General features: G+C 44.9%; 7 protein-coding genes. 4 read left to right on the forward strand and 3 right to left on the reverse strand.

Annotated features, from left to right (window positions below; translation table 11 throughout):
• Positions 1-567 (reverse strand): MFS transporter (locus tag ABYB02_RS13650; RefSeq protein WP_372762978.1); only part of this gene is annotated, 567 nt, incomplete at its 3' end.
• A gap of 194 nt (positions 568-761) precedes the next feature.
• Between ABYB02_RS13650 and ABYB02_RS13655 the strand changes: the two genes are divergently transcribed.
• The 4 genes from ABYB02_RS13655 to ABYB02_RS13670 all read left to right on the forward strand — a co-directional run bounded on the left by ABYB02_RS13655 (position 762) and on the right by ABYB02_RS13670 (position 3,942).
• On the forward strand, positions 762-1,301 hold the full coding sequence (locus ABYB02_RS13655) for a DUF2058 domain-containing protein (RefSeq protein WP_372762979.1): 540 nt from the start codon (positions 762-764) through the stop codon (positions 1,299-1,301).
• A 204-nt stretch (positions 1,302-1,505) separates the two neighbouring features.
• The gene (locus ABYB02_RS13660) at positions 1,506-1,829 is read left to right on the forward strand and encodes a cytochrome c (protein WP_372762980.1); all 324 of its coding nucleotides are present in this window, start codon (positions 1,506-1,508) and stop codon (positions 1,827-1,829) included.
• Positions 1,830-1,972: 143 nt separating this feature from the next.
• Positions 1,973-2,740: a class II aldolase/adducin family protein gene (locus ABYB02_RS13665; protein WP_372762981.1), complete on the forward strand. Its 768-nt coding sequence runs from the start codon at positions 1,973-1,975 to the stop codon at positions 2,738-2,740.
• A gap of 26 nt (positions 2,741-2,766) precedes the next feature.
• A complete protein-coding gene (locus tag ABYB02_RS13670) occupies positions 2,767-3,942 on the forward strand; it encodes a mandelate racemase/muconate lactonizing enzyme family protein (RefSeq protein ID WP_372762982.1) in 1,176 nt (391 codons plus the stop codon).
• Positions 3,943-4,007: 65 nt separating this feature from the next.
• Here the strand turns inward: ABYB02_RS13670 and ABYB02_RS13675 are convergent, their stop codons facing one another.
• Positions 4,008-4,397 (reverse strand): hypothetical protein, encoded by a 390-nt coding sequence (locus tag ABYB02_RS13675; RefSeq protein WP_372762984.1) that lies wholly within the window; start codon positions 4,395-4,397, stop codon positions 4,008-4,010.
• 3 nt (positions 4,398-4,400) lie between these two features.
• Positions 4,401-5,966, reverse strand: coding sequence for a S41 family peptidase (locus ABYB02_RS13680; protein WP_372762983.1), 1,566 nt, complete (start codon positions 5,964-5,966; stop codon positions 4,401-4,403).
• Positions 5,967-5,984 lie beyond the last annotated feature (18 nt).

Consider the following 5,984-nt stretch of genomic DNA (forward strand, 5'->3'; position numbering starts at 1 on the left):
CAAAGGCGATAGCACTGACTTAACCTGTGCGCTTTTAAACTGCGTATGAGGAATGCTCCATGCGAGTAGCACTAACACAACGGCAATTAAATAATAGAAGCTTTGCCAATGCCATAAATCACTCAATAGCGCCGCCAATATCCGGCCAAAATAACCCCCCACTATGGTGCTGCCAATATAGAGCGTCATATTTTTTTGCAGCGTATCGGCCATAAAACTCATGCCAATATAGCTTGTCATAGCGGTGAGTGCTGCAGGCAATGTTAGCCCTTGTAAAAAGCGTACCAGTAACAGTAACTCAAACGTGGGCGCATAAATAAATGCAATGCAACTCACCCCTAAAAATAGCATGGCAATGCGCAGTATCAGCAATGGATTGCGTTTCGCCAAAAATACCCCGTACACTAAAGGAGCAATAGCCAAAGGCAGCATGGTTGCGGTCATTAAACTGCCAGCCACAGCCGGCGCTACGGTAAATTCACTGGCAAACAAGCCTAATAGTGGTTGCGGAGCATACAGTACAAAAAAGATGAATACAGAGCAAAGCAGCAGATGAAGCAAGCGCATTATAAGGGCTTAGGGTGACTAAAAGATTAGCTAGTATTATACACAAGGTTGTGCACTTCATAATCTAAAAAGCAATCGCGGTGGCGTTATGTGCTAAATTAGTGCTGTTTGTTAGATTAATGATGATAGCGCTGTTATTTATAGTCATTGGTGATTAAAATAGTCTTAATATTAGTTTTTAGTGGAATAGAGCCATGGGGTCACTTCAAGAGCAATTGCTCCAAGCAGGATTAACAACATCGCATAAAGCTAAAGTTGCTAAATCAGAAAAGCGTAAGCAACAAAAAAAGCAAAAAAAGGGCGCAACCAGTAACCCAAGCGATCTTCAAAAGCACATTCAGCAAACTAAACTTGAGCAGCAACAAAAAGCCGAAGAGCTTAATAAAGCGCGCCAAGAAGAATTAAAACAGCGCGAGCAAGTTGCCCGCGTTAAGCAGATTTTAGAGCATCACAATCAAGAAGCGATTCGTGGTGAGCGCACGTTTAACTTTACTTACCAAAATAAAGTAAAGAGCATTGAAGTAAATGAGAAAACCCAAAAAGCTTTATCGGGCGGTCGCTTAGCTATTTGTGTGCTTGAAGGGCAGTTTTATGTGTTAGAAGATGAGCCTGCACGCAAAGTAGCCGAAGTAGGCGAGCATTATATTGTGTTTCACGTTGAGCCGGAAAATAATGCAAAGGATGAAGATGATCCGTATGCCGACTTTGAAGTGCCAGATGACTTAATATGGTAATTTAACCGCTTTAATGGTGGTGGGTGTTTATTTATTGCACAGGCTTGGTATAGTTAAGCCACGACTCATTTAAATATGCTAAATTTATATTACTGAGCAGTAGCGGTGTTTTTTAGCTTGATCGTGAGACACGTGTGCTTTTAAGTTGTTATTGACTACAATAACCTAAACTGTTTTTAACCGTCAAAAAGAAGAGTAAATACAATGAGCAAAATCAAAACACTTTTAGTAGGCGCGGGTATTAGTTTAGCCGCCAGTTTTTCATTTACTGCGGCAGCTGCCGATGGCGCTGCACTTTACACAGCTAAAAACTGTCAAACTTGCCACGGTGCGGAAGGTAAAGCGCCTATTATGGGGATGTACCCTAAATTAAATGGCCAAAATAAAGACTACTTAGTTGCACAAATGAAAGATATTAAATCGGGTGCGCGTAGTAATGGTATGTCTATGGCGATGAAGGCCATGGTCGCAACGGTAACAGATGAAGAGTTTGCAGCTATTGCAGAGTACCTTGCCAACGTAAAATAATAGCATTTTATAATATTAATCGTATGCGAACAGCCACACCTAGTGTGGCTGTTTTATTTGCTGATTGCTATCAGTCAAATTCTCATTTAGACTTCTAAACATCTAATTGCACCCATCTATGGATGTGTTTTTAAAGGCTCATTATGTTTGATTTACCTCAGCTTGATTTAAAAAATAAAGTATCAGCACAAGAATGGCAGCTGCGTGTTGATTTAGCGGCCTGCTACCGGCTGGTGGATCATTTTCGCTGGGGGGATTTAATTTACACCCACTTATCGGCGCGCTTACCGGGTAGCGATCACTATTTAGTTAATGCATTTGGTTTAACCTTTGATGAGGTAACCGCTTCTAACTTAGTAAAGGTGGATTTGGCGGGTCGTATTATTGACGACACGCCGTATAACATTAACCCCGCAGGTTTCACTATTCACAGCGCTATTCACGAAGTGCGCGACGACGCCCACTGTGTGATCCACCTGCATACCAAAGAAACCATTGCCGTTGCTAGTCAAAAGCAGGGCCTACTCCCTCTGAGTCAGTATTCAATGTTTTCGCTTCCCTCACTGTCTTATCATGGTTACGAAGGTTTGGCTGTTAATGATGATGAACGCAAACGTTTACAAGATGATTTAGGTAATACCAATCATATGCTGTTAGTGAATCACGGCGGCTTAACGGTGGGTCCGACGGTGGGCGATGCCTTTATGCGCTTTTACGATTTACAACGTGCTTGCGAAATACAGTTAGCGCTGCAAGCAAGCGGCCAAGAGGCTATTGCTGTGCCGCAAGCGATTATCGACAATATTTATAATCAAGCTAACGTCGTACACAGCGGTAGCACCGGCGGGCAATTAGCGTGGCCAGCTATGCTGCGTAAAGCGTATCGTCTTGATCCTAGTTTTGCAGAATAACCTATTACGGTTAATAAGGAATTTTCATGAAAGTAAATCGCGTTGAAGTATTTGATATTCACTGCCCAGAGCGTCCAGCGTGGACTCCCGTTTTTGTACGTATTCATACCGATGAGGGTATAAGTGGCGTGGGTGAAGCAGGGCTTGCGTATGACTTAGGGCATAGTGCCGCGGCGGCGATGATCAAAGAAATGGCCGATGCCTTTTTAATTGGTCACGACCCATTTCAAACTGAAAAACTGTGGTCGCGTATGCTGCGCGAGAGTTTTTGGGGTTTAGGCGGCGGCCCGGTGGTGTACGCTGCAATGAGCGCGATTGATACAGCACTGTGGGATATTAAAGGTAAAGCGCTCGGTGTGCCGGTGTATCAGCTACTTGGCGGCAAAGTGAATGATAAATTACGCACATATGCATCGCAGTTGCAGTTTGACTGGGACAGTGAGTTTAAAGCCTTAGTACAGCCACAGGAATACGCCGAAGCTGCTTTAAAAGCCGTGGCTGAAGGGTATGATGCGGTAAAAGTTGACCCTATTCAGTATGACAAAGACGGTAATACTTATTACGATCGCACCAATATTATTTCACGCGCTGAAATGAAGCTGTACCGTGCGCGTATGCAAGCTATTCGTGAAGCGGTGGGCGATGAAGTGGATATTATTTTTGAATGCCATAGCTTACCGGGTGTGACATCAGCGATTCAGCTGGGCGAAATAGCCGAAGAGTTCGACTGTATGTATTACGAAGAGCCGGTTAACTACTTAAACCACTCACTGCATGCCAAAGTGGCCGATAAAGTCGCTGTACCGATTGCTGGTGGTGAGCGTTTATATAACCGTTGGGGTGTGCGTCCCTACTTAGAAGATCAAAGTATTAATGTATTACAACCCGATATCGGCTTATGCGGTGGTTTTACCGAAACGAAAAAAGTCTGTGATTACGCGGATATCTTTGATGTGCGTATTCAAGCCCATGTGTGTGGTGGTCCGGTTGCCACGGCGGCATCGCTGCATTTAGAAACCGCTATTCCTAACTTTTTGATCCATGAGCATCATACCTATGCGATTAAAAAGTGGAACCGTGAATTGTGCTTACAAGATCCACAACCTAAAAATGGCTTTTTTGAAGTATCAGAAGCGCCGGGTATTGGCATTGAGTTAAATGACGAAGTAGTAATGCGCTCACAACGAGTAGAAATAAAATAAGCTAAGCTTCATTTAGCGATAAAAAGCCGCTCAGTGTTAGGCACTGCGCGGCTTTTTTGTCACTATTACTCATTAAGTGGGTTAGCTTTGCAGTTGACCCCTTTGAGCTGCTGTGTGGCTTTACTATCTAAGTGACGCACAAAGCATTGCTGCCCTTTTACCATTAATTCAAACTTATCTGGCATATTGAGTTGTTTACCCATGATAGGGTTACCGTAAGGATCTTTATGGTTAAGGTGCTCAAGCGTCACGGTGCTGCTATGTATAAACACGTCAGCGGCTAATTGTACCTGCGAGCTATGCAGCAAGCTGGCAATCGCCTCAGCCACCGCGGTGCTATTGGGGGTCACCAATAATGCCCGCTGTAGTTTGGGCGTTGGCTCCGCATTGTGTGCTAAGCAACCGGGTAGCCCCCCGGCTAATAAGGTGATAATGGCTAATAAAAAGAGTTTCATCATTTATCTCATGTTATCACTAAGAAAAATATTTTCTTCAAGCAGGGTTTGAATCCGCGTATCTTTAACCTCGGGTGAATCCGTTGCCAGCGCGGGTGCAAAGCCTTGTTGACTGCTTATTGAACTGGCTGCTGGACAGCTGCCGCTACTGCGATAGCTTAGTGCAGTTTTCAGTAACGCTTCATTGGCATCCCCTAACGGGTTGGTAAAGTCATCGGCCACTGCACAGCCGCTCAGCAATACCGGTTGACGGGCATTGTCTAGGGTGTTTGCGGGCGCAAAGCCGTCTGCGTATTCACCAAAGCCTTTATTGTTTTCACCGGTAAATTGAATGGTAAAATAGGTGGTGCCGCAGTTGTCGGTGGGGTAAAAGCCATAAGGCTTACCGCAGGTGCCTGCGCCAATTTGTATTACCTCTACATCAGCACCGCGCAAGCCATTAATAATCGCTTCGCTGGCAGAGCAAGTATTGCTGGTGGTAAGTAGATACACACGGTTTAAATTTAATGACGGCAGCGGGGTGCCAGGCCGCGTTTGCGGGTTGTCGGCAAAACCGACAAACTCATCGGTAAATGGCATGGGGATGAGGGTTTGCCCAGTAATAGGATTGGTGTTTGGGTGTTTATCGTTAAAAATGGTGCGCTCAAAGGTTTTCCCTTGCGTGTTTGCGCGGCCAGCAACCATATAGCCTACTTGGCTGGCCATTTGTAATAAGCCACCGCCGTTATAGCGTACGTCAATCACTAAGTCTTTAATGTTACTCGCCGCAAATTGATTAAAGGCGTTATATAGCTGATCTTCGGCAATCGCATTGTGACTATTAAACTGAAAATAGCCCACGTCACCGCCGGCCAAATCGGTGCGTACATTCACGACCGGTTGCGAGGTAATGTTTTGCGAGGTAAGGGTGACCGTACGATGTTCGTTGCTGGTGATATCTTTAAATACAAATTGAGTGGTTTTACCCACTTGCGTTGGAAACAGCCCGGCAGTAATAATATCGACCTCGCTTGATGAAGTGGTGTTAATAAAGTCAACGCCGTCTACTTCAAGCAGCTCAAAGCCGCGCGCGAGGTTTTGATTACTTGCTGGGGTGTTCGGCTCTGTGTAGCTAATAATAGCTTGTCGTGGCGCGCTGGAGGCAATTAACTTGATATTAAAACCATAGCCGTAGCTAAGCCCAGATTGGCTTTGTCGCTGCCATTCAGCGGTGGATAAACTAAAATGAAAGTTATCTTTTTGCGCCCCGGATTCGGTAAGCTCTAGGGTTTTTAGCTGGTCAAAATAAGCAATAACACCACTGGTGAGTGCTGGATCGGTGTCAATAATTTCATCGTACCAAAGGTAAGTTTCATTGCTCCATGAGCGCAGCCAGTTTTTTTCGTTATTCGCTTGGCATTGCCCTTTAAACTGGCTTGCATTGGCAAAAACGCCTGCAGTCCAGCTATTATTACTCGTATCGGGTGTGGTGCTGTTGCTCGAATTCCCGCCGCCGCAGCCAGATAAAACACCAAGCAAGGCAACCGATAACAGTGTTAAGGTGATTTTTGGCCGTAGCAGGAGGGTCATATAAAAGCTCGCTTGTTA

Origin of the sequence: Pseudoalteromonas sp. (genome assembly GCF_041613455.1) — a bacterium.
Taxonomy (GTDB): Bacteria; Pseudomonadota; Gammaproteobacteria; order Enterobacterales; family Alteromonadaceae; genus Pseudoalteromonas.